A 26,983-nucleotide genomic window follows, 5' to 3' on the forward strand; every position below is an offset into this window, starting at 1 on the left:
CTACGGGCAGAGAGCAGGAGGGCGTTTACCCTTCCCCCACCGCCACCCCAATGCTGGGGCACCCTCCCCCCCCCCCTCCCCCCCCCCCCCCCCCCCCGCCCCCCCCCCGCCCTGGCACGTCCGGGGCCGTCAGCCCAGCGCCGCGTCGATGAGCGCGGACCACTGGGCCACCACCCGGGCCCGGCGGGCCCTGTCGTCGGTCAGGACGTTGGCCAGCCCCAGACCCCGGGCCATGTCGAGGAGGCCCTGCACGGTCTCCCGTACGCCCGGCCGCGATTCGTCCGCGCCCAGCAGCTCGACGGCGATCCGGTGCGTCTCACGGCCGACCCGGGCCTCGAGCTCGATGACCTGGGGGCGCAGCTGCTCCTCGTTGGAGGCGGCGACCCACAGCTGGAGCGCGGCACGGAACAGGGTTCCGGTGTACAGGTCGACCAGGGCCTCGACTACCGCCGTCCGCGGCCGGGGGGCGGGAGCGGTCCCGAAGAGCTCCCGCAGCGCGGTGGAGCGTTCCTCGGCGACGTACTCGACGGCGGCGGTGAAGAGGGACTCGCGCGTCGGGAAATGGTGCTGGGCGGCGCCCCGCGACACCCCGGCGCGTTCGGCGACGACGGCGACGGTGGAGCCCGCCCAGCCGTGCTCGGCGAGGCAGGACACGGCCGCCTCCAGCAGGTGGCGCCGGGTGACCCGGCTGCGGGCCTGCTTGGGGACGGGGCCGGTCACCGTACCCACGACGGGTCCCGGCGCTCGAAACGGGCGGTGATGCCCTCGCGGGCCTCGGCGGAGGCGAAGAGGCGCGCGGAGAGTTCCGTCAGGCGGGCGCCGTCGCGGTCGAGGGCCCCCCGTACACCGGCGGCGACCATGGCCTTGGTCTCCGCGAGGGCCTGCGGGGAGGCCTTGCGCAGGCCGTCGAGGACGGGGGCCAGGGCGGTGTCGACGTCCTCCGCGGTGTGCAGCGTCAGCAGCCCGATGCGGGCGGCCTCGGCGGCGTCGAAGGGCTCGGCGGTCAGGAGGTAGCGGGAGGCGGCGCGGGGGTCCAGACGCGGCAGCACGGTCATGGAGATCACGGCGGGGGCCAGGCCGAGGTGGGTCTCGGTGAAGGCGTACGAGGACCCGGGCCCGGCGGCGGCGATGTCGCAGGCGCCGAGCAGCCCGAGGCCGCCGGCGCGGACGTGCCCGGTGACGCGGGCGACGACCGGCTTGGGCAGGGCGGTGACCTCGCGGAGCAGGGCGAGGAAGTCGGCGGGGTCGCAGGGGGACTTCAGGTCGGCGCCGGCGCAGAAGGTGTTGCCGGTGTGGGTGAGGAGCACCGCCCGGGTGCGGGGGTCGGCGGCCGCCTGCGCGAGGGCCTCGCGGAGCTCGGCGACGAGGCGTGCGGAGAGGGCGTTGCGGTTGGCCGGGGAGTCGAGGGTGAGGGTGGTGATGCCGGTCGCCGTCGGGGCGGCGTGCACGAGTGGGGCCATGTCTACTCCGGAGGGGTCTGCGGGCGGGCCGGCCGGGCCGTTGCCCTGGCCGGGCGGTTGCCGGGTCGGGCCGTTGCCCTGGCCGGGCGGGGTTCGGTGGGGTGTTGCCCTGCCGGGTGGTTGCCCTGTGGGGCGGGGTTCGGTGGGGTGGTTTTGGGTCGGGGTCGGTGCCGGGGTGGGGTGTCGTCCGGGGCGGGCTTCGATGTTCGGCGCCCGTTCCGGATCCGGTTGTGCTCGGTACCGCGCGCCGAAATCATCTCGTTTTAGCCCCGGACGACACCCCACCCCGTCCCCGCCCCCTTGCGTTGTCCTCCGGCCGCCCGCCTGGCAACTTCAGCCCCGCCGGCGTTTGAGGCGCGGGGGCCGGGGCGGAGCCTCGGGGAACGGGCGAAGGGTGGGCAGGGGACTCCGCACCGCGCAGCGGTAGCCGACCGCGCCGGCCGGGTCAGTACGACTTGGGGAGGCCCAGGGTCTGGTGGGAGACGAAGTTCAGGATCATCTCCCGGCTCACCGGGGCGATGCGGGCGACACGGGCCGCCGTGATCAGCGACGCCAGCCCGTACTCGCGGGTGAGCCCGTTGCCGCCGAGGGTGTGCACCGCCTGGTCCACCGCGCGGACGCACGCCTCCCCCGCCGCGTACTTCGCCATGTTCGCCGCCTCACCGGCCCCCGCGTCGTCCCCCGCGTCGTACAGGTGCGCCGCCTTCCGCATCATCAGGCGGGCCAGTTCCAGGTCGATGTGCGCCGCCGCCAAGGGGTGGGCGACGGCCTGGTGGGCGCCGATCGGCTCCTTCCACACCTGGCGGGTCCTCGCGTACTCCACCGCCCTGGACAGGGCGTAGCGGCCCATGCCGATGGCGAAGGCGGCCGTCATGACGCGCTCGGGGTTGAGCCCGGCGAAGAGCTGGAGCAGGCCCGCGTCCTCGTCGCCGACCAGGGCTTCGGCCGGCAGCCGGACCTCGTCGATGACCAGCTCGAACTGTTTCTCCGCCGCCTGGAGTTCCATGTCGATGACCGAGCGGGAGAAGCCCGGGGCGTCGCGGGGGACGATGAACAGGCAGGGCTTCAGGCGGCCCGTGCGGGCGTCCTCCGTGCGGCCGACGACGAGGGTGGCGTCGGCGATGTCCACGCCCGAGATGAAGACCTTGCGGCCGGTGAGGATCCAGTCGTCGCCGTCGCGCCGGGCGGTGGTGGTGATGCGGTGGGAGTTGGAGCCGGCGTCGGGTTCGGTGATGCCGAAGGCCATGGTGCGGCTGCCGTCGGCGAGGCCGGGGAGCCAGGCGCTCTTCTGGGCCTCGGTGCCGAAGCGGGCGATGACCGTGCCGCAGATGGCCGGTGAGACGACCATCATCAGCAGGGGGCAGCCCGCCGCGCCCAGTTCTTCCAGGACGATGGAGAGTTCGGCGATGCCGCCGCCCCCGCCGCCGTACTCCTCGGGGAGGTTGACGCCGAGGTAGCCGAGCTTGGCGGCGTCGGCCCACAGCTCGTCGGGGTGGCGGCCCTCTCGGGCGACGCGGGTGAGGTAGTCGCGGCCGTAGCGCTGCCCGAGGGCGGCGACGGCGGTGCGCAGGGCCTGGTGCTCTTCGGTCTCGATCACGGCTGTTCCTCCTGGACTACGGCGAGCAGGGCGCCGAACTCGACCTGTCGGCCGGTGACGGCGTGGAGCGCGGTGAGGGTGCCGGAGGCGGGGGCGAGGATGCGGTGCTCCATCTTCATCGCCTCCAGCCACAGCAGGGGCTGCCCGGCGGTGACGGTGCTGCCGGGGGCGAGGCCCTCGGCGATGCGGACGACGGTGCCGGGCATGGGGGCGAGCAGCGATCCCGGTTCGGTGCGGTCCTGGGGGTCGGGGAACCGGGGGACGGGCACGAGGGTGTGGGAGCCGAGCGGGGAGTCCACGTAGACCTCGTGGTTCGCGTCGTGTTTCACGTGGAACACGTGCCGGACACCGTCGACTTCGAGGGTGACGGCCTCCGGGGTGGCGGCCAGGACGCGTACGCCCGGCTGTTCCACGGGTGCGTAGGGGGCCTCGTGGACCGCGCCGGCCACGGTGTACCGGCGGCTCTGCGGCTGGGAGCGGAGGTTGCGCCAGCCGCCGAGGCGGGCGGCGAGGCCGGCGCCGGCGGCCGGGGCCGCTTCGGCGAGCGCTGCGGCGAGGCAGGCGAGCGTGGGGTCCGGGGCGTCCTGGACGAGGGTGGCGAGGTGGCGTTCGTAGAAGCCGGTGTCGAGCCGGCCGGCGGCGAACTCCGGGTGCCGCAGGGAACGTACGAGGAGATCGCGGTTGGTGGTGAGCCCGTGGATCCGGGCCCGGGTCAGGGCGTCCGCGAGGATGCGGACCGCCTCGGCGCGGGTGGGCGCGTGCGCGACGACCTTGGCCAGCAGGGGGTCGTAGTGGATGCCGACCGTGTCCCCGGCGGCGAAGCCGGAGTCGACGCGGACGCGGCCGGGCACGTCGAGGGTGTGCAGGACGCCGGTCTGCGGGCGCCAGTCCCGGGCGGGGTCCTCCGCGTAGAGGCGGGCCTCGACGGCGTGGCCGGCGGGCTCCGGCGGGGTGGCGGGCAGCGCTGCGCCTTCGGCGATCCGCAGCTGGAGGGCGACCAGGTCGAGGCCGTGGACGGCTTCGGTGACGGGGTGTTCCACCTGGAGGCGCGTGTTCATCTCCAGGAAGTACGGGCGGCCGTCGGCGCCGACGAGGAACTCGACGGTGCCCGCGCCCCGGTACGAGACGGCCCGGGCGGCGGCCACGGCGGCGGTGGCGAGCCGCTCGCGCAGCGCTGCGGGCAGGCCGGGGGCCGGGGCCTCCTCGATGACCTTCTGGTGGCGTCGCTGGAGGGAGCAGTCGCGGGTGCCGAGCGCCCAGACGGTGCCGTGGCCGTCGGCCAGGACCTGCACTTCGACGTGGCGGCCGCGCTCCACGTACGGCTCCGCGAAGACCTCGTCGTCCCCGAAGGCCGACAGTGCCTCGGCGCGGGCCGCTTCCAGGGCCTCCTTGAGGGAGTCCAGGTCGCGCACGACGCGCATCCCGCGGCCTCCGCCGCCCGCGGCGGCCTTGAGGAGGAGCGGCAGGTCGGCGGCGGTGGCGGCGGCCGGGTCGACGGGGTCGAGGAGGGGGACGCCGGCGGCGCGCACGAGGTCCTTGGCCCGGGTCTTGGAGGCCATGGCCTCGATGGCCGCGGGCGGCGGCCCGACCCAGGTCAGGCCGGCGGCCAGGACCTGGCGGGCGAAGTCGGCGTTCTCGGAGAGGAAGCCGTACCCGGGGTGCACGGCGTCCGCGCCGGCCGCGCGGGCCGCCTCGATCAGCAGGTCCCCGCGCAGGTAGGTGTCGGCGGGTGCGGCTCCCGGCAGGCGGACGGCCGCGTCGGCGCTGCGGACGTGCAGCGCGTCGGCGTCGGGGTCGGAGTGGACGGCGACCGTGGCCAGGCCCAGGTCGCGGGCCGTACGGAAGATCCGGACGGCGATCTCGCCCCGGTTGGCGACGAGGAGGGAGGTGATGGGTGCGGTCATCTGGGGGCTCACATCCGGAAGACGCCGAAGCCGCCGCGGGCGCCCTCGACGGGGGCGTTGTGGACGGCCGACAGGCACAGGCCGAGGACGGTGCGGGTGTCGCGGGGGTCGATGACGCCGTCGTCGTACAGCCGCCCGGACAGGAAGAGGGGCAGGGACTCGGACTCGATCTGCGCCTCGACGAAGGCCCGCATCTCGGCGTCCTGTTCCTCGTCGTACGGCAGTCCCCGCGCGGCGGCGGACTGGCGGGAGACGATCGACAGGACTCCGGCGAGCTGCTGCGGGCCCATGACGGCGGATTTGGCGCTGGGCCAGGCGAAGAGGAAGCGGGGCTCGTAGGCGCGCCCGCACATGCCGTAGTGCCCGGCCCCGTAGCTCGCCCCGATGAGGACGGACAGGTGCGGGACGCGGGAGTTGGACACCGCGTTGATCATCATCGAGCCGTGCTTGACGATGCCGCCCTGCTCGTACTCCTTGCCCACCATGTAGCCGGTGGTGTTGTGGAGGAAGAGCAGCGGGATGTCGCGCTGGTTGGCGAGCTGGATGAACTGGGCGGCCTTCTGCGACTCGGCGCTGAACAGCACGCCCTGGGCGTTGGCGAGGATGCCGACCGGGTAGCCGTGCAGGGTGGCCCAGCCGGTGACGAGGCTGGTGCCGTAGAGGGGCTTGAACTCGTCGAAGTCGGAGGCGTCGACGATGCGGGCGATGACCTCGCGGGGGTCGAAGGGGGTCTTCAGGTCCGGCGGGACGATTCCGAGGAGCTCCTCCGGGTCGTACAGCGGCTCCTCGGCGCGGGGCGGGTCGGCGTACGGCTTGCGGTGGTTGAGCCGGGCCACGATGCGGCGGGCCTGGCGGATGGCGTCGTACTCGTCGAGGGCGTAGTGGTCGGCGAGGCCGGAGACGCGGGCGTGCATGTCGGCGCCGCCGAGGGACTCGTCGTCGCTCTCCTCGCCGGTGGCCATCTTGACCAGGGGCGGGCCGCCGAGGAAGACCTTGGACCGGTCCTTGATCATGACGGTGTGGTCGGACATCCCGGGGACGTACGCGCCTCCGGCGGTGGAGTTGCCGAAGACGACGGCGACGGTCGGGACTCCCTCGGCCGAGAGCCGGGTGATGTCGCGGAAGATCGCGCCGCCCGGGATGAAGATCTCCTTCTGGGAGGGGAGGTCGGCACCGCCGGACTCGACGAGGCTGACCAGGGGCAGCCGGTTCTGCCGGGCGATCTCGTTGGCCCGCAGCGCCTTCTTCAGGGTCCAGGGGTTGCTGGCGCCGCCGCGCACGGTGGGGTCGTTGGCGGTGATCAGGCATTCGACGCCCTCGACGGTGCCGATGCCGGTGACCATCGAGGCGCCGACCGGGTAGTCGCTGCCCCAGGCGGCGAGCGGGGACAGCTCCAGGAACGGCGTGTCGGGGTCGAGGAGCAGCTCGACGCGCTCGCGGGGCAGCAGCTTGCCGCGGTCGCGGTGCCGGGCGGTGTACTTCTCGCCGCCGCCGGCGAGGGCCTTGGCGTGCTCGGCGGCGAGCTCCGCGAGCCGCTCCAGGGCGGCGGTACGGGCCTTCGTGTGCTCGGCGGCGAGCGGATCGACGGTGGTACCGAGGCGGGTCATCGGGTCCCCTCAGGTGCGGGAGGCGGGTTGTCGGGAAGCCCGGGCGGGGGCGGGGCGGCGGAGGGCGGGGGCGGGGCGGCGGGGAGGAGGTGCGTCGGGATGTCGAGGTGGCGGGCGCGCAGCCATTCGCCGAGGGCCTTGGCCTGCGGGTCGAAGCGGTGGCCGGAGGCCACGCCGTCGCCGAGGAGGCCGGGGACGGTGAAGTTCAGGGCGCGCAGGTTCGGCAGCTCGTGGCGGGCGACGGGCAGCCCCCGGGTCTCCGGGAGCAGGCTCCGGAACGCCTCCACGGTCAGGGCGTGGCGCAGCCACCGCCAGGCGGCGTCGTCGTCCACCCACACCCCGACGTTGGCGTCGCCGCCCTTGTCCCCGCTCCGGGCCCCGGCCACCGACCCGAGCGGGGCACGGGTGGTGGGCCCGTACCCGCCCCGGGCCGCGCCGGCGGCCGCCGGGTCCGGTGCGGCGGGCGGCGGCGGGGCCGGGGACAGGGCCCGCGCGGGCGGGACCGGCAGGCGGGTGCCGTCCTCCAGGACCGCCGTGTGCGGGACGGAGCCGGCCGGGACCAGGGCCGAGGTGAACACCCCGTACGGCTGCGCGGGGCCCGGCGGGGCCGTCACGTGGAAGCCCGGATAGCTGGCGAGGGCCAGCTCGACCGCCGCCGAGGTGAGCGCCCGCCCCACCCGGTCCGGGGAGGGATCGCGGACCACCAGCCGCAGCAGGGCGCTCGCCGTCTCCTCCGTGTCGGCGTCCGCGTGGTCCGTGCGGGCGAGGGTCCAGCGGACGGAGTCCACCCCGCGCAGTGCCTCGGCGAGCTGTGCCCGCACCAGGGCGGCCTTGGCCTCGATGTCGAGCCCGGTCAGGACGAAGACCACCTCGTTGCGCCAGCCGCCGACGCGGCTGACGCCGACCTTGAGGGTGGTGGGCGGGGGTTCCCCCCGGACCCCGCTGATCCGGACGCGGTCCTCGCCGTCCGTGGCGAGGCGGACCGTGTCCAGGCGGGCGGTGACGTCGGGGCCCAGGTAGCGCACGCCCTGCGTCTCGTAGAGGAGTTGGGCGGTGACGGTGCCCGGGGTGACGGCCCCGCCGCTGCCCGGGTGCTTGGTGACGACCGCCGAGCCGTCCTCGGAGACCTCCGCGAGCGGGAAGCCGGGCCGCCGTACGTCGTGGCCGGTGAAGAAGGAGTAGTTGCCGCCGGTGGCCTGCGTACCGCACTCCAGGACGTGGCCCGCGACCACCGCCCCCGCCAGCCGGTCGTACTCGTGCGGGCCCCAGTCGAACCACCAGGCGGCCGGCCCGCTCACCAGTGCCGCGTCGGTGACCCGGCCGGTCACGACCACGTCCGCGCCGGCCCGCAGGCAGGCGGTGATCCCGGCGCCGCCCAGGTAGGCGTTGGCGGTGAGCGCGTCCTCCCCGTACGGCATCAGGTCGTCGCCCTCGACGTGCGCGACGGAGACGGGCACCCCCACCTCGGCCGCCAGCGCCCGTACGGCCGCGGCCAGCCCGGCCGGGTTCAGCCCGCCCGCGTTCGTCACGATCCGCACGCCCCGCTCGTGCGCGAGCCCGAGGCCCTCCTCGAGCTGCTTCAGGAAGGTCTTCGCGTAGCCGAGGCCGGGGTTCTTCAGGCGGTCGCGGCCGAGGATCAGCATGGTGAGCTCGGCGAGGTAGTCGCCGGTGAGCACGTCCAGCGGTCCGCCGGTCAGCATCTCGCGCACGGCGTCGAACCGGTCCCCGTAGAAGCCGGACGCGTTGCCGACGCGCAGGGCCCGGCGCGTCACGGGGCGGTCCCCCGCACGGTCCCCCCGGTGGCCGGCCGGGGCGTTCCCCCGGGAGCGGGCGGCGGCGCCCCCCGGTCCCGCGGCTCCCGGCCCGGTCCCGCGGGACCGGCGAAGGCCTGGGCGATGCCGAGCCAGCGGTCGGCGTCGGGGCCGGTCGCGGTGAGGCCGAGGTCGGCGCGGTGGGCGCGCTGGGTGACCAGCAGGCAGAAGTCCAGCGCGGGTCCGGTGATCCGCTGCGGGGCGTCGGCGGGGCCGTACGTCCACACCCCGCCCCCGTCGGGAGCCGTCAGCTCGACCCGGAACTCCCCCTCCGGCACCGGCAGGCCCCGGACGGCGTACGCGTAGTCGCGCGCCCGCACTCCGATCCGCGCGACGTGCCGCAGCCGGGCCGTGGGGGTCCGCCGTACGCCGAGCGCGTCGGCGACGTCGTGGCCGTGCGCCCAGGTCTCCATGAGCCGGGCGCTCGCCATGGAGGCGGCCTTCATCGGGGGCCCGTACCAGGGGAAGCGGGCGCCGGGGGAGGCGGCCGCGAGCGCCGCGTCGAGGGCGGTCCGGCCCTCCCGCCAGCGGTGCAGCAGCTCGGCGGGCTCCAGCGCGGCCCCCTCCTCGGCACCCTCGTCGACGAACGACTCCGGGGACTCCAGCGCCTCCTCCACCATCCGCGCGAACGCCCCGGCATCGGTGAGGGAGAGCAGCGCGGCCCGGTCGGTCCAGTGCAGGTGGGCGATCTGGTGGGCGATGCTCCACCGGGGTGCGGGTGTCGGCCGCGCCCAGGCGGGGCCGGGCAACTCGGCGACGAGCGCGTCGAGTTCGAGGCCCTCCTCCCGGAGGTCGGCGAGAAGACCGGTGAAAACGGCGGCGGCGTCGACGGCGGACGGATCGGGCACGGCGTGCTCCCCTCTCGGCGTGCGGGGAAGCCTGGCAGCCTCCACTAAAACAATCAAGCGTGCTTGCATGATTTGGCCGAAGTGGACGGCATTCACGCCACGGCCGTCAACACACCGTGCTGGTAGGTGATTTGGGGCGTGCCGGTCATCCGCCGAGGCCCGGCCGGGGACGGCGGCGGGCCGCGTCCGGAACGATCAGGGACGGTTCCGGCCGTACGCCGGGAAGCCGGCCTCACGGTGGCCGCCCGGGCCGATACTGGAGGCTTCCCACCCGTGCAGCCGCCGCGCCGGGCTCCGCACCGCCTCCCTCCACGCGCCCCTCCACGCCACCGACGACGAGGACGGTCCGCCGTGAAGAACCCCGCTGCCCCAGCCGCCTTCCCCTCCCCGCCCCACGCCCCCTCCCTCTATCCCGAACTCGACGCGACCGCCCTCACCGCCTTCGCCACCGCCCTGGAGAGCGGCGACCTCGGCGCCCTGCCGCCCGCGCGCGCCGCCGAGATCGAGGCGTTGCGGGCCGTGGCCGTCTTCAGCCGGGGCGAGGTGACCGGCGCCTGCGGGGACCTGCTCGACGCCGCGCTATGGCGGCACACCGGGACCCGGCCGCGGGCGGCGGTGGTGATGCCCTCGCCGTGGACCGGCCTGGGCTGGACCGCGTACGCCGTCCAGGCCACGGCGTTCGCGGCGCGCGGCTACGACGTACTCGCCTACACCGCCCGCGGGTTCGGCCGCTCCGACGGCCAGGCGGACTTCGCCGGGCCGCTGGACGTGGCCGACGGCCGACGGGCCCTGGACCACCTCCTGGAACGCGCCGCCGGCCCGGTCACCGGGATCGGCTTCCTCGGCGTCTCCTACGGCGCCGGCATCGGCCTGCTCGCCGCCGCGCACGACCCCCGGGTCGACGCGGTGGCGGCGCTCAGCACCTGGGGCGACCTCGACGCCGTCCTGCGCGAGAACTCCACGCGCCGTACCGCCGCCGTGCGCGCCCTGCTCGGGGCGGCGGAGCGGGCCCGGCTCAGCCCAGAGACGGAACGGGCCCTGGAGGACGTCCTGGCCGGCCGGGACGCCGAGGGGACCCGGCGCTGGGCGCAGCGGCGCTCGCCCTTCGGCCACGTCAAGGAGTTCAACCGCCGGCGGCTGCCCGTCCTCCTCTCGCACGCCTGGCACGAGACGCTCTTCCCCGCCAACCAGACGCTGCGGCTGTTCGAAGAACTCACCGGCCCCAAGCGCCTCGACCTGTCCGTCGGGGACCACGCCGGCCCCGAGAGCGCGGGCCTGCTCGGACTGCCGAGCACGGTGTGGACGGACGCGCACCGCTGGTTCGACCACCACCTGCGCGACGCCGCCAACGGGGTGGACGGGGAGGCGCGGGTGCTCTCCGAGGTGATGTGGACCCGCGCCCTCGAACCCGCCAACGACCTGCCCGCCCCCGGCAGCGAGGTCCGCCGGCTGTACCTCACGGGGCGCGGGGAACTGGCCGCCGAGCCCGAGCACGGCTGGACGGCGGGCCTGCTGTGCGGGGTGGACACCCCGGTCACCGCCGCCGACGCCGTCGTGCGCTCCGGGTACGCGGAGATGGCCGGCCGGCCGAAGTCGTACCCGGCCGGGGAGGTCGATGCCGCCGCGGCCTCGTCGGTGACCGCCGCCTGGACCGGGCCCGCCGCCGAAGAGACCCTCCGCGTACGGGGGATCCCGCGCCTGCGCGCCACGTACCGCGCCGCGAACTCCGGCTCCACCTTCGTCGCGTACCTCCTGGACCTCGCCCCGGACGGCTCGGCCCGGCTGATCTCCCACGCCCCGTTCAGCGACCTGCACTCCCCGCCCGACAGCCTGGTGAGCGCGGACATCGACCTCCAGGCCACGGCGTACGACGTCCCGCGCGGGCACCGCCTCCTGCTGGTGGCGACCGCCCGGGACCCCTTCTACGGGGACGCCAACCTGCCGCGCGCGACGCTGGCGTTCACCTCGCCGGAGCCGACGCCGTCGTACGTAGAGGTGCCGGTGGGGTGAGGACAGATGGTTATACGCACGTATTGAACAACCGTATAGATCCTGGTTAGGGTTCATCACGTCAAGGCGTGAACGAACCGCGAAGGGACCCACCATGGCCGCCGACACCATTACCACCGCCGCCGCCAGCCGCTCCGAACTCCTGATCGACGGAAGGCGGTTGTCCTACCTGGACTTCGGCGGCGCCGGCCGTCCGCTGGTCGCCCTCCACGGCCACCTGTCCGAGGGCGTCACCTTCGCCGCCCTCGCCCGGGCCCTCGGCCCCGAGTGGCGGGTGATCGCCCCGGACCAGCGCGGCCAGGGCGAGTCCGACAGCGCCGCCGACTACACGCGGGAGGGCTACCTCTCGGACGTCGGCTCCCTGCTGGACCACCTCGAACTGGACCGCGTCGTCCTGCTCGGGCACTCCCTCGGCGCCATCAACGCCTACCAGTTCGCGGCGCGCCACCCCGAGCGCGTGAGTGCCCTCGTGAACGCCGAGGGCCCGGCCGCGCTCGGGCTGGACGGCTCGAACCCACTGGGCTTCCTGCTGGACCTGCCCCACGAGGCCCCGACCCGCGAGGCGCTGCTCGCGGGCCTCGGGCCGGCCGCGCCGTACTTCGCCGACCGGCTCCGGGAGAACGCCGACGGCAGCTGGCGCCTGCCGTTCCGCCCCGCGGAGATGTACGACTCCGAGCACCACGTCCACGGCGACCACTGGGCGGACTGGACGGCCGGCACCTGCCCGGCACTGCTCGTCCGCGGCGCCCAGGGGGTCATCCCGGCCGACCAGGCCCGGGCGATGGCCGAGCGCCGCCCCGGCACCACCCTGACGGAACTCGACACCGACCACTTCGTCCACACCGCCGCCCCGGAGGCCTTCGCGGCGGCGGTACGCCGGTTCCTGGAGGGGGCCGGGCGGGGCGGGGTTTAGGGCGGGGTCTCGGCGGGGCGGTGTCAGAGCCGGTTTGGGGGGTTCCCGTCAGTCCCATCGTCCTTCCGTGTCGTGCCGGTCCCTCAAGGGCGCTCCTTCGTCGCGTCGCTACGCGATGGCCTTCGGCCACCCTTGACCGACCGACCCGCCCCGGAAAGCCGAAAGACTGCCGGGAACCCCCCAAAAGAACGGTCACGGGGCAGGAGGAGGGGAGCGGCTCCCTCAGTGACGAGACGAGGGGCCCACGGCCGTGTCCCGCATCCGGGCCCGTGCACTGCCCGGCCAGGCCGGGGGCCCGGCTACCCGCACCACATGTTGACCAGGACGACATCCGGGACCGATGGGCGCGACAGATCGCTACACGCTCCTCCCGGCTTGGCGTCCGACGGTCGTCTTCGGCTGATACCCGCACCACGTGCTGACGAGTGAGGGCCATCATGGGGGCGTGCCGCACATACTCGACGCGCCGGGAGCGCTGACCGACAGGGGGCGGCGCTTCCTGTCCGCGCAGGGCCGCACCGTTCCTTTCCCGGTGAGGGAGAACCCGGGCGACGGCGAGGTCGCCGAGCGGCTCGCGGCTTTCCCCGGCGTGGACACGGCGATGGTCCTCGCCCGGCTCCGACGGGCACAGGCTCGTTACGGCGGGCTGGTCTACAGGACTTCGGCGTGGTCGTTCAAGGAGGAGATCCGCTTCCAGCCCTGGCCGTACTACGTGGACAGCGCCGAACACGGGCCGTTGGGAGAGTTCATCGACCACGAGGTGGCGCATCCCTACACCGTCGCGCTCCGGGGCGACGGCGCGGTGGTGTACCGGTTCGGGCGGGACGTCGTGGTGTTTCCGGATCCTGACACCCTCATCGAGGCGGACGCCCTGTACTGGGAATGCGAGAGCTGGATTCCAGTGGTCGAGCCGGAGCCACGGCAGTCCACGGCGGGGGTGTGGGAGGCGGCGTCACGGCTGCCGCTGATCGAGGGTTCGGGCCACACGGAGTGGTGGTGGGAGTCCGACGGGTTCCGGGTGCACTTGTGGCGGACGTTCGCGGAGCTCTTCGAGCAGGAGCGGCTGGCGCAGTGGGGACTCTGGGTGCGGGACGAGGCGGGTCTGCGGGCCGCCCACCGCTTCCTCGCGGAAAACTCTCTTCCGGCTAGGGTGAACGGCACATCGTGAACCGGAACAAGGAGCAGACGTGAGTGCCATCGCCCTGCAGCAGGAGATCGCGCGGGAACTCCAGGTCGCCGAGACCTTCGAGGCCGAGCGGGAGATCGAGCGCCGGGTGGCCTTCCTCGCCGAGCGGCTGACCTCCACGGGTCTGCGGTCCCTCGTACTCGGCATCAGCGGCGGCGTGGACTCGACCACCACGGGCCGGCTCTGCCAGCTCGCCGTCGAGCGGGCCCGTGCGGCCGGGCACGAGGCGCAGTTCTACGCGATGCGGCTGCCCTACGGCGTCCAGGCCGACGAGCACGACGCGCAGCTCGCGCTGTCCTTCATCCAGGCCGACCACGTGCTGACCGTGGACATCAAGCCCGCCAGCGACGCGGCGCTCGACGCGTCGGTGGCCGCCGGTGTGAGCTTCCGCGACGCCCACCACCAGGACTTCGTGCACGGCAACATCAAGGCCCGCCAGCGGATGATCGCCCAGTACGCGGTCGCCGGTGCGCACGCCGGTCTGGTGGTCGGCACCGACCACGCCGCCGAGGCCGTCTCGGGCTTCTTCACCAAGTTCGGCGACGGCGCGGCGGACGTGGTCCCGCTGACCGGCCTGACCAAGCGCCGGGTGCGCGCCGTCGCGGACGCGCTGGGCGCGCCCGCCGAGCTGGTGTGGAAGACCCCGACGGCCGACCTGGAGACGCTCGACCCGGGCAAGGCCGACGAGGACGCCCTCGGGGTCACGTACGACGACATCGACGACTTCCTCGAGGGCAAGCCGGTGGACGAGCGCACCTTCGAGACGATCGTCCACCGCTACCGCCTCACCGAGCACAAGCGCCAGCTCCCCATCGCCCCCTGACCCTCCCGGATGGTGCCCCGGTCGTCACGTGGTGCAGGCATCAGCCCAGGACGGCCGCCGGACGCCAAGCCCGGCGGAGCGCGTAGCGATCTGGCGCGCCATCGGTCCCGCATGCCGTCCTGGTGACCATGTGGTGCGGGTATCAGCCCCGGACGGTCGGCGGACGCTATGCCGAGAGAAGCGATCTGGCGCGCCCGCCGGTCCCGGACGGGATCCTGATCGTCATGTGGTGCGGGTAGCCGGACCCCAGGCCTGGCCGGGCAGCGCACGGGCCCGATGCGGGACACGGCCGACGCCCCGCCCCTCGTCTCGTCACTGAGGGACCCGCCCCTCCATTCCTGCCCCGTGACCGTTCTTTTGGGGGTTCCCGGCAGTCCTTGTCTTTCCGGGGCGGGACGGTCGGTCAAGGGTGGCCGAAGGCCATCGCGTAGCGACGCGACGAAGGAGCGCCCTTGACGGGCCGGCACGCACCGGAAGGACGATGGGACTGACGGGAAACCCCCAAACCGGCTGTGAGACGGCCCCACAGCACCCCGCCCCTCACCCCGCTTCGCGGGGCCCCGCCCCCCTCTGCGACCTGACCGCGCCCATGCTCGCCGCGATCACCAGGGCGATCGCCAGCGCGTCGAGCGCCGACATGCCCTGGCTCAGGAGCAGGAAGCCGGCGGTCGCCGCGATGGCCGGCTCCAGGCTCATCAGGATCGCGAAGGTGGGGGCCGGGAGGCGGCGCAGGGCGAGGAGCTCCAGCGTGTACGGGAGGACCGACGACAGCACCGCCACGCCGAGGCCCAGTGCCAGCGTGCTCGGGGTGAGGAGGGCGGAGCCCGCGTCCACCACGCCCAGCGGGAGCGAGATGACCGCGGCCACCGCCATCGCCAGGGCCAGCCCGTCCGCCTGCGGGAAACGGCGGCCGGTCCGGGCGCTGAAGACGATGTACGCCGCCCACATGGCGCCCGCGCCCACCGCGAAGCCCGCGCCGAGCAGGTCGAGGCCGCCGATGCCCCCTCCGCCGTGCCCGGCCAGCAGGGCGACGCCGGCCAGGGCCAGGGCGGCCCACAGCAGGTTCACCAGGCGGTGCGAGACGATCACGGACAGGGCCAGCGGGCCGAGCACCTCCAGGGTGACGGCGGGGCCGAGCGGGATGCGGTCGATGGCCTGGTAGAAGAGGCCGTTCATACCGGCCATGGCGGCGCCGAAGGCGACGACGGTGCCCCAGTCGGCACGCGTGTACCCGCGCACCCTGGGCCGGCACAGGACGAGCAGCACCAGCGCGGCGGCCGCGAGCCGCAGCGTGACCACGCCCGCCGCACCCACCCTGGGCATGACCATCACCGCGAGGGCGGCCCCGAACTGCACCGACACCCCGGCCGAGACCACCAGTGCGATCGGCCCGAACCGCGAATCCCGGGCGGCGGAGCCCCGGCGGGAACCCGCACCTGAAACGGAACCGGAACCTGAAACGGAACCTGAACCCGACCCTGAACCCGGACCTGAACCCGAACCTGAAACGGGACCCGAAACCGGACCTGAACCCGGGCCGGAAACGGAAATGGCGGGGGTCGTCGGGGACGAGGAGGAGGGCGCGGGCATGAATCCAGACTAAGGGGTCCGTAAGGACCATCCAGCCGTGTTTTACCTTACATCCGGCCCCCGTATCCCCTCCGCTCCCCCACCTCCCCCACCCCCTCCGCGAGCAGTTCCGCCAGGTGCCGCGCCCGGCGTCCGGAGAGCTGCGCGATCTGGGTGCGGCAGGAGAACCCGTCCGCGAGCACCGCCGCGTCCGGTGCCGCGGTGCGCAGCGACGGCAGCAGTTGTTCCTCCGCGCACGCCACGGAGACGGCGTGGTGGCCGGGTTCGAAGCCGAAGTTGCCCGCGAGGCCGCAGCAGCCGCCGCTGAGCTCCCCCGTGAGCCCGGCGCGTTCGCGCAGCCGCCGGTCGGCGGCGTCTCCGAGGACGGCGTGCTGGTGGCAGTGGGTCTGGCCGGCGACGGGCCGGTCCAGGCGGGGCGGGGTCCAGTGGGGGGCGTACTCCTCCAGGGTCTCCGCGAAGGTGCGGACGGCCGCGGCGAGGCGGTGGGCTCGGGGGTCGTCGGGGAGGAGGGCGGGGAGGTCGGTGCGCAGGGCCGCCGCGCAGCTGGGTTCGAGGAGCAGCACGGGGTCGCGTACCTCCCCCAGGGTGTCGAGGGTGCGCAGCATGACCGTGCGGGCGCGGTCCAGGCGGCCGGTGGAGACGTACGTCAGCCCGCAGCACACCGGGCGGCGGGTGGGGACGGTGACGCCGAGGCCGGCCGCCTCCAGGACCCGGACGGCGGCGCGGCCGGCCTCGGGGGCGAGGTGTTCGGTGAAGGTGTCGGGCCACAGGGTCACGGTCACCGCCCCGACGCCACCGGGGCCCGCCGCGCCCGCCTCCCGCACCCCCCGCCCCGGAACCCCCCGCTCCCGCTCCCACCCCCGTGTGAACGGCACCCGTGCCAGGGGTGGCAGTTGCCGTTCGGGGGCCAGTCCGGGTACGCGCAGGGTGCGGCCGGCCGCGTTGACGAGGCGGGCCGCCCGCAGGGCGGAGATCAGGCGGAGCCAGGCCGGGAGGCCGCCGAGGGTGTAGTGGGCCAGGGGGCGCAGCCGGCCGGACCAGTGGCGGTGCAGGAACTCCGACTTGTACGCGGCCATGTCCACGCCCACCGGGCAGTCGCTGCGGCAGCCCTTGCAGCTCAGGCAGAGGTCCAGGGCCTCGGCGACCTCCGCCGAGCGCCACCCGTCGGTGACGATCTCCCCGGCCAGCATCTCGTGCAGCAGCCGGGCCCGGCCGCGCGTGGAGTGCCGTTCCTCTCCCGTGACCCGGTACGACGGGCACATCACCCCGGGTCCGCCGGGTTCGGCGGTCCGGCATTTGGCGACGCCGACGCAGCGTGCCACCTCCTCGCCCAGCGCGGCGCCCCGCGCCACCACCGCGAAGCGGAGGTTCTCGTCCAGCCGCGCCGGGCGGACCAGGATCCCGGGGTTCATGCCGCCCGCCGGGTCCCACACGTCCTTGTACGCGCCGAAGAGCTCCATGACCCGCGGCCCGTACATCCGCGGCAGCAGTTCCGCCCGGGCCTGTCCGTCGCCGTGCTCCCCCGACAGGGAGCCGCCGTGGGCGACGACCAAGTCGGCCAGTTCTCCGGAGAAGGAGCGGAAGCGGGCCACTCCTGCCGCGGACACCAGGTCGAAGTCGATGCGGACGTGGACGCAGCCCTCCCCGAAGTGCCCGTACGGGGTCCCGTGCAGCCCGTGCTGCGCCAGCAGGGCCCGGAAGTCGCGCAGGTAGGCGCCGAGCCGGGCCGGCGGGACCGCGCAGTCCTCCCACCCCGGCCAGCCCATGCCGCCGTCCGGGGTCCGGGTGGCCGTGCCGGCCGCGTCCTCGCGGATCCGCCACAGGGCGCGCTGCGCCGCCGGATCCGTCACCAGGGCCGCGTCGAGGGCGTCGGCCTCCCGCAGCAGGCGCCGGGCCGCTCCCTCGTCCGGCATCTCCACGAACAGCCAGGCCCCGCCCCTGGGGAGCCCGCGGGCGCCGCGCACCAGGTCCTCGGCCATGCCCTCGACGGTGAGCGGCCCGTGTCCGAGGAGTCCGGCGGCCGCGTCGGCCGCCGCGCTCTCGTCGGGGTAGCCGAGGACCGCGAGGACCGGCGCGGGCGGCGGCTCGACGAGGCGCACCACCGCCTCCGTGACCACGCCGAGGGTGCCCTCGCTGCCGCAGAAGGCCCGGGCGAGGCGGACGCCCCGTTCGGGGAGCAGCGCGTCGAGTCCGCCGTAGCCGGAGATCCGGCGGGAGAAGGAGCCGGCGGCGAGGCCGGTGCGGAGTACGGCGAGGTTGCCCTCGACCAGTTCCCGCAGTCCCGCCGGGGCCCCGTTCCAGCCGGTGCCGATCCGGTGGGCGGCGCCCCCGTAGCGGGTGACGCTCAGCTCCGCCACGTTGTCGGCGGTGGTGCCCCAGGCCACCGAGTGGGCCCCGCACGCGTTGTTGCCGATCATTCCGCCGAGGGTGCAGCGGGAGTGCGTGGACGGGTCGGGTCCGAAGGTCAGCCCGTACGGGCGGAGCGCGTCGCGCAGCCGGTCGAGGACCAGGCCGGGCTGGACGACGGCGGTGCGGGCGTCGCGGTCCACGGACACGAGGGCGTTCATGTGCCGGGTGAGGTCGAGCACCACGCCGACGCCCGTCGCCTGCCCGGCGATGGAGGTGCCGCCGCCGCGCGGTACGACGGGCACGCCGGCGTCGGCGCAGATCCGCAGGGCGGCCGCCACGTCCTCGGCGTCGCGCGGGGCGGCCACGCCGACCGGCACCCGCCGGTAGTTGGAGGCGTCCATGGTGGCGAGGGCCCGTGCGGCGGCGCCGAAGTCCACCTCCCCGCGCAGTTCGGCCCGCAAGGTCCGCTCGAGTTTCCCTGGAGACGTCACGCAGCACACCTTCCCACCCCCGTCCGTCTCACCGGGTGGACGCGGCTCCGACGCCCGGTCCGGGACCCGATACGCTCCGCTCGTGGCTGAGATCCAGATTCCCGCTGACATCAAGCCCGCCGACGGACGCTTCGGCGCGGGCCCCTCCAAGGTGCGGACAGAGGCGCTGGACGCCCTCGCCGCCACCGGTACCTCCCTGCTCGGCACCTCGCACCGCCAGGCCCCGGTCAAGAACCTGGTCGGCTCGGTGCGTCAGGGCCTCCGGGACCTCTTCTCCCTGCCCGAGGGCTACGAGGTGATCCTGGGCAACGGCGGCTCCACCGCCTTCTGGGACGTCGCGACCGCCGGTCTGATCGAGCGGAAGTCCCAGCACCTCACCTTCGGCGAGTTCTCGTCGAAGTTCGCCAAGGCCGCGAAGCTCGCGCCGTGGCTGGACGAGCCGTCCGTGATCTCCTCCGAGCCGGGCACGCACCCCGAGCCGGTCGCCGAGGCGGGCGTGGACGTGTACGCGTACACGCACAACGAGACCTCGACGGGTGTGGCGGCTCCGGTCCGGCGCGTGGCGGGCGCGGACGCCGGGTCCCTCGTCCTGGTGGACGCGACCTCGGGTGCCGGCGGTCTTCCGGTGGACATCACCGAGACGGACGTCTACTACTTCGCCCCGCAGAAGTCCTTCGCCTCGGAGGGCGGCCTGTGGCTGGCGGCGTTCTCCCCGGCCGCCCTGGAGCGTGCCGCGCGCGTGCACGCCTCGGGCCGGCACATCCCGGAGTTCTTCTCGCTGCCGACGGCGATCGACAACTCGCTGAAGAACCAGACGTACAACACCCCGGCGCTGTCCACGCTGTTCCTGCTGGACCAGCAGCTGCGGTGGATGAACTCCCAGGGCGGCCTGGAGTTCACGACCTCCCGTACGGCGGCCAGCGCGCGCAACCTGTACGGCTGGGCGGAGGCGTCGAAGTACGCCAGCCCCTTCGTCCAGGACGCCGACAAGCGCTCCGCGGTCATCGGCACGATCGACTTCTCCGACGACGTCGACGCGGCGGCGGTGGCGAAGGTGCTGCGCGCCAACGGCATCGTGGACACCGAGCCGTACCGCAAGCTGGGCCGCAACCAGCTGCGCGTCGCGATGTTCCCGGCGATCGACCCGGCGGACGTGCAGGCGCTGACCGCCTGCGTCGACTACGTGATCGAGCGGCTCTGACCTTCGATCGGTCCTGACCTTCGATCGGTCCTGACGTACGCGTGGAGCCCCCGGCGCCTTCCCGGCGCCGGGGGCTCCTGTGCCGGGGCCCGGCCGCGGGGCGCCGACGGGGCTCCGGCGTCGTCGTGTTCGCCCACCTCACGGGCGGGGGGCGGCCTCACACGCGGTACCTTCAGCACTCCAGAGGCAGCGGCAGCGTGGAGGCAGCGGCGTGAACGTGCGAGTGACGGCGGCCCAGAGCGGCGTGGACCCCTTCAGTACCGCCCGGCTGCGGCGCGGGGTGCTCGACGCGTGGGGTGCGGGCCCGGCCCGCTTCCGCGAGGACGCCAACGCCGAGGAGGACCTCGCGCTCGGCGGCTACCGGGACCGGCTGGTCGTCGAGCTGGCGCAGAACGCCGCCGACGCCGCGGCCCGCGCCGGGGTCCCCGGCCGGCTGCGCCTCACCCTGCACCCGGCCGGACCCGACGGCCCCGCCGTGCTGGCCGCCGCCAACACCGGTGCCCCGCTGGACGCGACGGGCGTGGAGTCGCTGAGCACCCTGCGCGCCTCCGCCAAGCGGGACGAGAGCCACGGCTCCGTCGGCCGCTTCGGCGTCGGCTTCGCCGCCGTACTGGCCGTCTCCGACGAGCCGGCGGTGCTCGGCCGCCACGGCGGCGTCCGCTGGTCCCTCGCCGAGGCCCGCGAGCTGGCCCGGGACGCCGCCAACGGCAGCCCCGGCCTCGGTGACGAACTCCGCCGCCGCGACGGCCACGTACCGCTGCTGCGGCTGCCGCTGCCGGCCGAGGGCACCGCCCCCGAGGGGTACGACACCGTCGTGGTCCTCCCGCTGCGCGACGCCGCCGCCGAGGACCTCACCGAACGCCTGCTGTCCGGCATCGACGACGCGCTGCTGCTGACCCTGCCCGGGCTGCGCGAGGTCGTCGTCGAGACCCCGTCCGGCGGGCACCGGGTGCTCTACCGGCGGATGGACGGCCCGTACACCGTCATCGAGGACTCCGCCTCCGGCACCCACCGCTGGCGCACCGTCCGCCACACCGGCCCCATCGAGCCGGCGCTGCTCGCGGACCGGCCCGTCGAGGAGCGGCTGCGGCCCGCCTGGACGGTCACCTGGGCCGCGCCCGTCGACGCCGACGGCGCACCCGTACGGCCCCGGACCGCGCCCGTGGTGCACGCCCCGACCCCCACCGACGAGCCCCTCGGCATCCCCGCGCTGCTCATCGCCTCCCTGCCGCTGGACACCACCCGCCGCCACCCCGCGCCCGGTCCGCTGACCGACTTCCTCGTGGAGCGCGCGGCCGACGCGTACGCCGAACTCCTCGCCGCATGGCAGCCGGTGAGCACCGGCCTGGTCGACCTGGTGCCCGGCCCGCTCGGCAGCGGCCCGCTCGACGGCGCCCTGCGCGCTGCCGTGCTCGAGCGGCTGCCCCGCACCGCCTTCCTCGCCCCGGCCGCGCCCAGCGAGGAGCTGCCGGCGCTGCGTCCCTTCGAGGCCGAGGTGGTGGAGGGCGCGGGCGCCGACACGGTACGGGTCCTCGCGGAGGTCCTCCCGACGCTGCTGCCCGCCGGGCTGGAGCGGCGCCCCGAGCTGCGCGCCCTGGGCGTGGGCCGGCTCCCGCTCGGTGACGCCATCGAGCGGATCGCGGGCATCGAGCGCACCCCGGACTGGTGGCACCGCCTGTACGACACCCTGGCCGGGGTGGACCCCGACCGGCTGTCGGGCCTGCCCGTGCCGCTCGCCGACGGCCGCACCGCCATCGGCCCGCGTCACGTGCTGCTGCCCGGCCCGGACACCCCGGCGGAGCTGGCCCGGCTGGGCCTGAAGGTGGCCCACCCGGATGCCGCGCACCCGCTGCTGGAGAAGCTGGGCGCGCTTCCGGCCACCGCGCGCGCCGTGCTGTCGACCCCGCAGGTCCGTGCCGCCGTGGCCGCCTCCCTGGACGCGGGCGAGGTCTGGGACGAGGACGCGCCGGACCCGGACGAGCTCGCCGACACCGTCCTGACGCTGGTCCGGGCCGCCGGGCTGGCCCCCGGCGAGGAGCCCTGGCTGGGCGCGCTGGCCCTGCCGGACGAGGACGGGGAGCTCACCCCGGCCGGGGAACTGCTGCTCGCCGGGAGTCCGCTGGCGTCGGTGCTGCGGGAGGACGAGGTCCCGTACCTGGACGCCGGGTTCGCCGCCCGCTGGGACGCGGACACGCTGGCCGCGTGCGGGGTGCTGACGGCGTTCCAGCTGGTCCGCGCCACGGACGTGGTCCTCGACCCGGACGAACTGGAGCCCCGCGAGGGCGACTTCGCCGAGCCCGACGACGCGGGACTGCTGGACGCGGTCGACGTGTGGTGCGAGGACCTGCTCGACCAGTTGCCGGACACCCCGGTGCCGCCGGTGGCCACCGAGCTGATCGCCGTCCGGGACCTGGACCTCGTCGACGACGACCGCTGGCCGCAGGCCCTGGCGATGCTGGCGCAGCCGCCGCTGCGCGACGCCCTGACCCAGCCGGTGCGGATCCTGCTCCCGGACGGCACGACCCGGTCGGTGCGCCCGTACACCGCCTGGTGGCTGCGTGACCACCCGGTGCTCGACGGCCGCCGTCCCGCCGGGCTGCGGGCGGCCGGCGGCGACCCGCTGCTGGCGGGCCTGTACACCCCGGCGGACGCGACGGGCTTCGAGGACGAGCAGGTCCTGCGGGCCCTGGGCGTACGGACCTCCGTGCACGCCCTGCTGGAGGAGCCCGGCGGCGCGGCCGAGCTGCTGGCGCGGCTCGCGGACCCGGAGCGCGAGGTGTCGGGGCAGCAGCTGCACGGCCTGTACGGGGCGCTGGCCGACCTGGACCCGGAGCACGTCACCCTGCCGGACGAGCTGCGGGCGGTGGTGGACGGCGAGGTGGTCGTGGTGGACGCGGCCGAGGCGGTCGTCGCCGACGCCCCCGACCTCCTCCCGCTGACCGGGGGCCTGCCGCTGCTGCCGGTGTCCCCGGCGCGCGCCGCCGACCTGGCGGACCTCCTCCAGGTGCGCCGCCTGTCGGAGACGGTCCCGGCGGAGGTGAGCACGCCGGGCGAGGAGCACGAGGTGCCGGATGCGGTGCGGGTCCTGCTGGGCCCGTCGGCGCCGGTGACGTACGTGGAGCACGAGGAGCTGGTGGCGGGCGGTACGGAGCTGGACTGGCGGCTCACCCCGGACGGCGTCCTGCACGCGGCGACCCTGGAGGGCGTGGCGGCGGGCCTGGCCTGGGCGGCGGGCCAGTGGCCGCGCCGCTTCGAGGTGGCGGCCCTGCTGGAGGATCCGTCCCGCACGGCGGAACTCGCGCGGGACAGGTGGTTCGACTAGACGGGTTCGATCCGGATGCGGTGGTCTCCGAGCAGGCGCTTCATGTCGTCCAGGTCGGACGTGAGGACATTGACGAGGTGGCCCCGCCGGGATGCGACGACGGCGATCGACGCCAGTACCGCGTCGATCGCGTACTTGTGGCCGTACAGGCCGGCTTGCTTCAGAAGTGAGCGGGCCGTCGCGATGATCTCGTCATCGGTGTGCACGATGTCCACGCTCGACAGGAACCAGCCCCACGTCTCCTTGCGAACGCCGGCCCGGGGGTCCCAGGCTTCCAGGGTCGTGAGGGACGAGGTGACCACTCGCATTTCGCGGTTGGGGGCTCGCCGGATCACGCCTCGTACCTCGCGGTCGCCGCGCACGGCCTTGGACAGCGCTTCCGAGTCGAGGACCAAGGTCCGCGGCTTGAGGAGCGGTCCCGCGGGTGCGTTACGCGGCGTCACGCGGCTGCCTTGCCCGCGAGCGGGTCTGCCTCCTCTTCGGGTCTGCCTTCGTGCCAGGCGTCCATGGCGTCGAGACGGGCGTCCGCAGCGCGGAGCTCCTCGTCGGTCAGCGGCCCGTACTCCTCGTCGAGGAGATCCGACAGCTCTCGCAGCTTGTCCATCGCCACCCTGTGCTCCACGGCCGCGGTGACGTACGCGGAGACTCCGCGGTCGTCCACGGTCGCCTTGATGTACTCCAGCACCTCGTCGGGCAAGGTGATGGTGACCTTCTTGGTTGCCATATTCCAACTATGGACACCTCGGGAGGCCGCTGTCATCACCCGGAAGGGTCAATCCGCCGCCCGCCCCCCTACGCCGGGAACCGCCGGTCCACCCAGCGGAAGGCGAACTCGATCAGCGCGGCGGCCGCCGCCGCGACCGCCACCGCGATCCACGGCATGGTCACGCCCTCCAGCTTGAGCTGGAAGAACTCCTGGAGCCACGGCACGACGAGGACGACGAGGAAGGCCGCTCCCATCGCGCCGACCAGGGCCGCCCGCCACCACGTGTACGGGCGGGCGATGATCGCCAGGACCCACATCGAGGTCAGGAACAGGGCCAGCGTCGCCGCGCTGGTCTCGGCCTTGAGGGCGTCCGGGCCGCTGTAGTGGGCGCGGGCGATCACGTACGTGAGGAAGGTGGCCACGGCGGCGATGGCGCCGCCGGGGATCGCGTAGCGCATCACCCGCTTCACGAAGTGCGGCTTCGCGCGCTCCTTGTTCGGGGCGAGGGCCAGGAAGAAGGCCGGGATGCCGATGGTGAGGGTGGACAGCAGGGTGAGGTGGCGCGGCAGGAAGGGGTACTCGACCTGCGAGCAGACCACGAGGATCGCCAGCAGCACCGAGTAGACCGTCTTGGTCAGGAAGAGGGTCGCGACCCGGGTGATGTTGCCGATGACCCGCCTCCCCTCGGCGACCACCGAGGGGAGGGTGGCGAAGCTGTTGTCGAGCAGCACGATCTGGGCCACGGCCCGGGTCGCCTCCGAGCCCGAGCCCATGCTCACGCCGATGTCGGCGTCCTTGAGGGCGAGGACGTCGTTGACGCCGTCGCCGGTCATGGCGACGGTGTGGCCGTGGGACTGGAGGGCGCCGACCATGTCCCGCTTCTGCTGCGGGGTGACGCGGCCGAAGACCGAGTTCCCGTCGAGGGCCTCGGCCATCTCGGTCCGTTCGGCGGGCAGCTCGCGGGCGTCGACGGTGTTCTGCGCGCCGGGCAGGCCGAGCTTGCCGGCGACCGCGCCGACGGAGACGGCGTTGTCACCGGAGATGACCTTCGCCTTGACCTTCTGGTCCTCGAAGTAGCGCAGGGTGTCGGCGGCGTCGGGGCGCAGCCGCTGTTCCAGGACGACGAGGGCGGTGGGCCGCACACCGGTGGTGACGGCGGGGTCGTCGAGCTCGCGCTCGGAGCGGGCCAGCAGCAGGACCCGCAGTCCCTGTTCGTTGAGGCCGTCGATCTCGTCGAGCGCCGGGTCCCCGGCGGGCAGGAGCACGTCGGGGGCGCCGAGCAGCCAGGTGTTGTTCTCGCCGTCGCCCTCGCTGAAGCTGGCGCCGCTGTACTTGCGGGCCGAGGAGAAGGGCAGGGACTCCGTGCAGCGCCATTCGGCGCTGTCGGGGTAGGCGTCGATGACGGCCTGGAGGCTGGCGTTGGGGCGGGGGTCGGATTCGCCGAGGGCGCCGAGGACCTTCTTGACGTACTCCGGTTCCGCGCCGCCGAGCGGCCGCAGCTCGGTGACGTCCATGCCGCCCTCGGTGAGGGTGCCGGTCTTGTCGAGGCAGACGACGTCGACGCGGGCGAGGCCCTCGATGGCGGGCAGCTCCTGGACGAGGCACTGTTTGCGGCCGAGCCGGATGACGCCGATGGCGAAGGCGACGGAGGTGAGGAGGACGAGCCCCTCGGGGATCATCGGGACGATGCCGCCGACGGTGCGGGCGATGGAGTCCTTGAGGTTGGAGTCCTTGACGACGAGCTGGCTGATGATCAGGCCGATGGAGGTCGGGATCATCATCCAGGTGACGTACTTGAGGATGGTGGAGATCCCGGAGCGCAGCTCGGAGTGGACGAGCGTGAAGCGCGAGGCCTCTTCGGCCAGCTGGGCGGCGTAGGCCTCGCGGCCGACCTTGGTGGCGGTGAAGGCGCCGCCGCCGGCCACCACGAAGGAGCCGGACATGACCTGGTCGCCGGGCTTCTTCAGGACGGGGTCGGCCTCGCCGGTGAGGAGGGATTCGTCGATCTCCAGCCCGTCGGCCTCGCCGACGGCGCCGTCGACGACGACCTTGTCGCCGGGGCCGAGTTCGATGACGTCGTCGAGGACGATCTCGGAGGTGGAGACCTCGGCGGTGGTGCCGTCGCGGCGCACGCTCGGTTTGGCCTCGCCGATGACGGCGAGGCTGTCGAGGGTCTTCTTGGCGCGCAGTTCCTGGATGATGCCGATGCCGGTGTTCGCGATGATCACGAAGCCGAAGAGGCTGTCCTGGATGGGCGCGACGATCAGCATGATCACCCACAGGATGCCGATGATGGCGTTGAAGCGGGTGAAGACGTTGGCCCGGACGATGTCGGCGGTGGAGCGGGAGGAGCGGACGGGGACGTCGTTGACGTCGCCGCGCGCTACGCGTTCGGCCACTTCGGCGGTGGTGAGGCCGCCCGGCCTGAACCGGGGGGCGGGGGGTTTCACCGGGTGTACGGGGTCGAGCTCGGCTCCCGCGTCGATGGCGGCGCCGCCGGCCCGTTCCGGCCCGTCGTGGTCGATCCTCGCCCGCTGCGTCATGCTTTCGACGGTAAAGGCGGTTCGAACGCTTCACCCGCCGAGCGGGCGGAAGATCCGACTTCAGGATGACCCGGATCGTCCCGTGGTCGGCCCCCGTTGGCCGGCCCGCAGTCGGCCCCCGCAGTCGGCCCGTGGCCGGCCCGTCAGGCGCCGTTTCCCGGCCGCGCCGCGGGTCCGGCCTCCCCGGGCCCGCCGGGCCCGGCGGCACCGTCCGCACGCCGGGCTCCGGGCGCCGCGTCCGCCCCGCCGTCGGCGCGGGCGGCCCGCTCCGCCGCGTGGGCGCGGAGCGCGGCGTCGCGGCCGCGCACGTACCAGATCCCGATCAGGCCGAGGCCGCCGCCGGCGGCGCAGGTCCACACCCACCACAGCAGGTCGCGGTCGGCGAACCACCCGTAGAAGGGCAGCTGGACGAGGAACAGGGCGAACCAGAGGATCGTGCCGCCGGTGATGGTGGCGACAACCGGGCCCTCCAGGGGCTCGGGCGCCTCGTGCTTCGCAGTCCACTTCGCCATGGCGCCCAGTCTAGGTGGCGCGTTTTGGGGTCTACGCGCGGAGATGGACTGGGCTTCGTTCATGTGTTCATACTGAAACGGTTTGTCTGCGACCGGATTCGTTCGTATGA

19 protein-coding genes are annotated in these 26,983 nt (G+C 74.4%); 6 read left to right on the forward strand and 13 right to left on the reverse strand.

Annotated features, from left to right (window positions below; all coding sequences use genetic code 11):
- Window positions 1–129 precede the first annotated feature (129 nt).
- The 7 genes from ACZ4WZ_RS21185 to ACZ4WZ_RS21215 form a co-directional block, all read right to left on the reverse strand.
- Complete coding sequence (locus ACZ4WZ_RS21185) at window positions 130–729, reverse strand: TetR/AcrR family transcriptional regulator (RefSeq protein WP_467892471.1); 600 nt, start codon at window positions 727–729, stop codon at window positions 130–132.
- Window positions 717–1,460 carry an enoyl-CoA hydratase family protein gene (locus ACZ4WZ_RS21190; RefSeq protein WP_467892473.1) on the reverse strand — a complete coding sequence of 248 codons (744 nt, stop codon included), beginning with the start codon at window positions 1,458–1,460 and terminating at the stop codon, window positions 717–719. Before ACZ4WZ_RS21190 ends, ACZ4WZ_RS21185 begins: the two co-directional genes overlap by 13 nt.
- Before the next feature lie 445 nt (window positions 1,461–1,905).
- Complete coding sequence (locus ACZ4WZ_RS21195; protein WP_467892474.1) at window positions 1,906–3,057, reverse strand: acyl-CoA dehydrogenase family protein; 1,152 nt, start codon at window positions 3,055–3,057, stop codon at window positions 1,906–1,908.
- Entirely contained in the window at window positions 3,054–4,961 is a 1,908-nt protein-coding gene (locus ACZ4WZ_RS21200; RefSeq protein WP_467892476.1) for an acetyl/propionyl/methylcrotonyl-CoA carboxylase subunit alpha, read from the reverse strand. The genes ACZ4WZ_RS21195 and ACZ4WZ_RS21200 overlap by 4 nt, the downstream gene beginning before the upstream one ends.
- A gap of 8 nt (window positions 4,962–4,969) precedes the next feature.
- The gene (locus tag ACZ4WZ_RS21205; RefSeq protein WP_467892478.1) at window positions 4,970–6,568 is read right to left on the reverse strand and encodes an acyl-CoA carboxylase subunit beta; all 1,599 of its coding nucleotides are present in this window, start codon (window positions 6,566–6,568) and stop codon (window positions 4,970–4,972) included.
- Window positions 6,565–8,268, reverse strand: coding sequence for an acyclic terpene utilization AtuA family protein (locus ACZ4WZ_RS21210; protein ID WP_467892624.1), 1,704 nt, complete (start codon window positions 8,266–8,268; stop codon window positions 6,565–6,567). Before ACZ4WZ_RS21210 ends, ACZ4WZ_RS21205 begins: the two co-directional genes overlap by 4 nt.
- Before the next feature lie 68 nt (window positions 8,269–8,336).
- Window positions 8,337–9,227, reverse strand: coding sequence for a TIGR03084 family metal-binding protein (locus ACZ4WZ_RS21215; RefSeq protein ID WP_467892480.1), 891 nt, complete (start codon window positions 9,225–9,227; stop codon window positions 8,337–8,339).
- 351 nt (window positions 9,228–9,578) lie between these two features.
- On the opposite strand from ACZ4WZ_RS21215, the gene ACZ4WZ_RS21220 reads away from it, so the two are divergent.
- The 4 genes from ACZ4WZ_RS21220 (at window position 9,579) to nadE (ending at window position 14,159) form a co-directional block, all read left to right on the forward strand.
- Window positions 9,579–11,237, forward strand: coding sequence for an alpha/beta fold hydrolase (locus ACZ4WZ_RS21220; protein WP_467892482.1), 1,659 nt, complete (start codon window positions 9,579–9,581; stop codon window positions 11,235–11,237).
- A 94-nt stretch (window positions 11,238–11,331) separates the two neighbouring features.
- Window positions 11,332–12,150, forward strand: a complete 819-nt coding sequence (locus ACZ4WZ_RS21225) for an alpha/beta fold hydrolase (protein ID WP_467892484.1) — start codon at window positions 11,332–11,334, stop codon at window positions 12,148–12,150.
- Between the two features lie 445 nt (window positions 12,151–12,595).
- Entirely contained in the window at window positions 12,596–13,318 is a 723-nt protein-coding gene (locus ACZ4WZ_RS21230; RefSeq protein ID WP_467892485.1) for a hypothetical protein, read from the forward strand.
- A 19-nt stretch (window positions 13,319–13,337) separates the two neighbouring features.
- Window positions 13,338–14,159, forward strand: coding sequence for an ammonia-dependent NAD(+) synthetase (nadE, locus tag ACZ4WZ_RS21235; RefSeq protein ID WP_467892487.1), 822 nt, complete (start codon window positions 13,338–13,340; stop codon window positions 14,157–14,159).
- Between the two features lie 540 nt (window positions 14,160–14,699).
- Here the strand turns inward: nadE and ACZ4WZ_RS21240 are convergent.
- Window positions 14,700–15,749, reverse strand: a complete 1,050-nt coding sequence (locus tag ACZ4WZ_RS21240) for an EamA family transporter (RefSeq protein ID WP_467892488.1) — start codon at window positions 15,747–15,749, stop codon at window positions 14,700–14,702.
- Between the two features lie 47 nt (window positions 15,750–15,796).
- Window positions 15,797–18,700, reverse strand: coding sequence for an FAD-binding and (Fe-S)-binding domain-containing protein (locus tag ACZ4WZ_RS21245; RefSeq protein WP_467892490.1), 2,904 nt, complete (start codon window positions 18,698–18,700; stop codon window positions 15,797–15,799).
- Here ACZ4WZ_RS21245 and serC point away from each other — a divergent pair.
- On the forward strand, window positions 18,672–19,790 hold the full coding sequence (gene serC, locus ACZ4WZ_RS21250) for a phosphoserine transaminase (protein WP_467892491.1): 1,119 nt from the start codon (window positions 18,672–18,674) through the stop codon (window positions 19,788–19,790). The two genes, ACZ4WZ_RS21245 and serC, sit on opposite strands and share 29 nt — an antisense overlap.
- Window positions 19,791–20,001: 211 nt before the next feature.
- On the forward strand, window positions 20,002–23,112 hold the full coding sequence (locus ACZ4WZ_RS21255; RefSeq protein ID WP_467892493.1) for a sacsin N-terminal ATP-binding-like domain-containing protein: 3,111 nt from the start codon (window positions 20,002–20,004) through the stop codon (window positions 23,110–23,112).
- On the opposite strand, the gene ACZ4WZ_RS21260 is transcribed toward ACZ4WZ_RS21255, so the two are convergent.
- From ACZ4WZ_RS21260 to ACZ4WZ_RS21275, 4 genes are all read right to left on the reverse strand, one after another.
- Entirely contained in the window at window positions 23,109–23,555 is a 447-nt protein-coding gene (locus tag ACZ4WZ_RS21260) for a hypothetical protein (RefSeq protein ID WP_467892495.1), read from the reverse strand. The two genes, ACZ4WZ_RS21255 and ACZ4WZ_RS21260, sit on opposite strands and share 4 nt — an antisense overlap.
- Complete coding sequence (locus ACZ4WZ_RS21265; RefSeq protein WP_467892496.1) at window positions 23,552–23,836, reverse strand: hypothetical protein; 285 nt, start codon at window positions 23,834–23,836, stop codon at window positions 23,552–23,554. Before ACZ4WZ_RS21265 ends, ACZ4WZ_RS21260 begins: the two co-directional genes overlap by 4 nt.
- Window positions 23,837–23,904: 68 nt before the next feature.
- Window positions 23,905–26,361 (reverse strand): cation-translocating P-type ATPase, encoded by a 2,457-nt coding sequence (locus ACZ4WZ_RS21270; protein WP_467892498.1) that lies wholly within the window; start codon window positions 26,359–26,361, stop codon window positions 23,905–23,907.
- A 143-nt stretch (window positions 26,362–26,504) separates the two neighbouring features.
- A complete protein-coding gene (locus ACZ4WZ_RS21275) occupies window positions 26,505–26,873 on the reverse strand; it encodes a DUF2530 domain-containing protein (RefSeq protein WP_467892500.1) in 369 nt (122 codons plus the stop codon).
- Window positions 26,874–26,983 lie beyond the last annotated feature (110 nt).

The sequence above is a fragment of the Streptomyces sp. NPDC029122 genome, assembly GCF_055569445.1.

Bases quoted from the DNA above. Each gene is read 5' to 3' on its own strand.
- ACZ4WZ_RS21190 (WP_467892473.1), bottom strand. From the start codon at position 1,460: ATGGCCCCACTCGTGCACGCCGCCCCGACGGCGACCGGCATCACCACC.
- ACZ4WZ_RS21200 (WP_467892476.1), bottom strand. From the start codon at position 4,961: ATGACCGCACCCATCACCTCCCTCCTCGTCGCCAACCGGGGCGAGATC.
- ACZ4WZ_RS21205 (WP_467892478.1), bottom strand. From the start codon at position 6,568: ATGACCCGCCTCGGTACCACCGTCGATCCGCTCGCCGCCGAGCACACG.
- ACZ4WZ_RS21210 (WP_467892624.1), bottom strand. From the start codon at position 8,268: ATGCTGACCGGCGGACCGCTGGACGTGCTCACCGGCGACTACCTCGCC.
- ACZ4WZ_RS21225 (WP_467892484.1), top strand. From the start codon at position 11,332: ATGGCCGCCGACACCATTACCACCGCCGCCGCCAGCCGCTCCGAACTC.
- ACZ4WZ_RS21240 (WP_467892488.1), bottom strand. From the start codon at position 15,749: ATGCCCGCGCCCTCCTCCTCGTCCCCGACGACCCCCGCCATTTCCGTT.
- ACZ4WZ_RS21245 (WP_467892490.1), bottom strand. From the start codon at position 18,700: ATGTCAGCGGGAATCTGGATCTCAGCCACGAGCGGAGCGTATCGGGTC.
- ACZ4WZ_RS21265 (WP_467892496.1), bottom strand. From the start codon at position 23,836: ATGGCAACCAAGAAGGTCACCATCACCTTGCCCGACGAGGTGCTGGAG.
- ACZ4WZ_RS21270 (WP_467892498.1), bottom strand. From the start codon at position 26,361: ATGACGCAGCGGGCGAGGATCGACCACGACGGGCCGGAACGGGCCGGC.
- ACZ4WZ_RS21275 (WP_467892500.1), bottom strand. From the start codon at position 26,873: ATGGCGAAGTGGACTGCGAAGCACGAGGCGCCCGAGCCCCTGGAGGGC.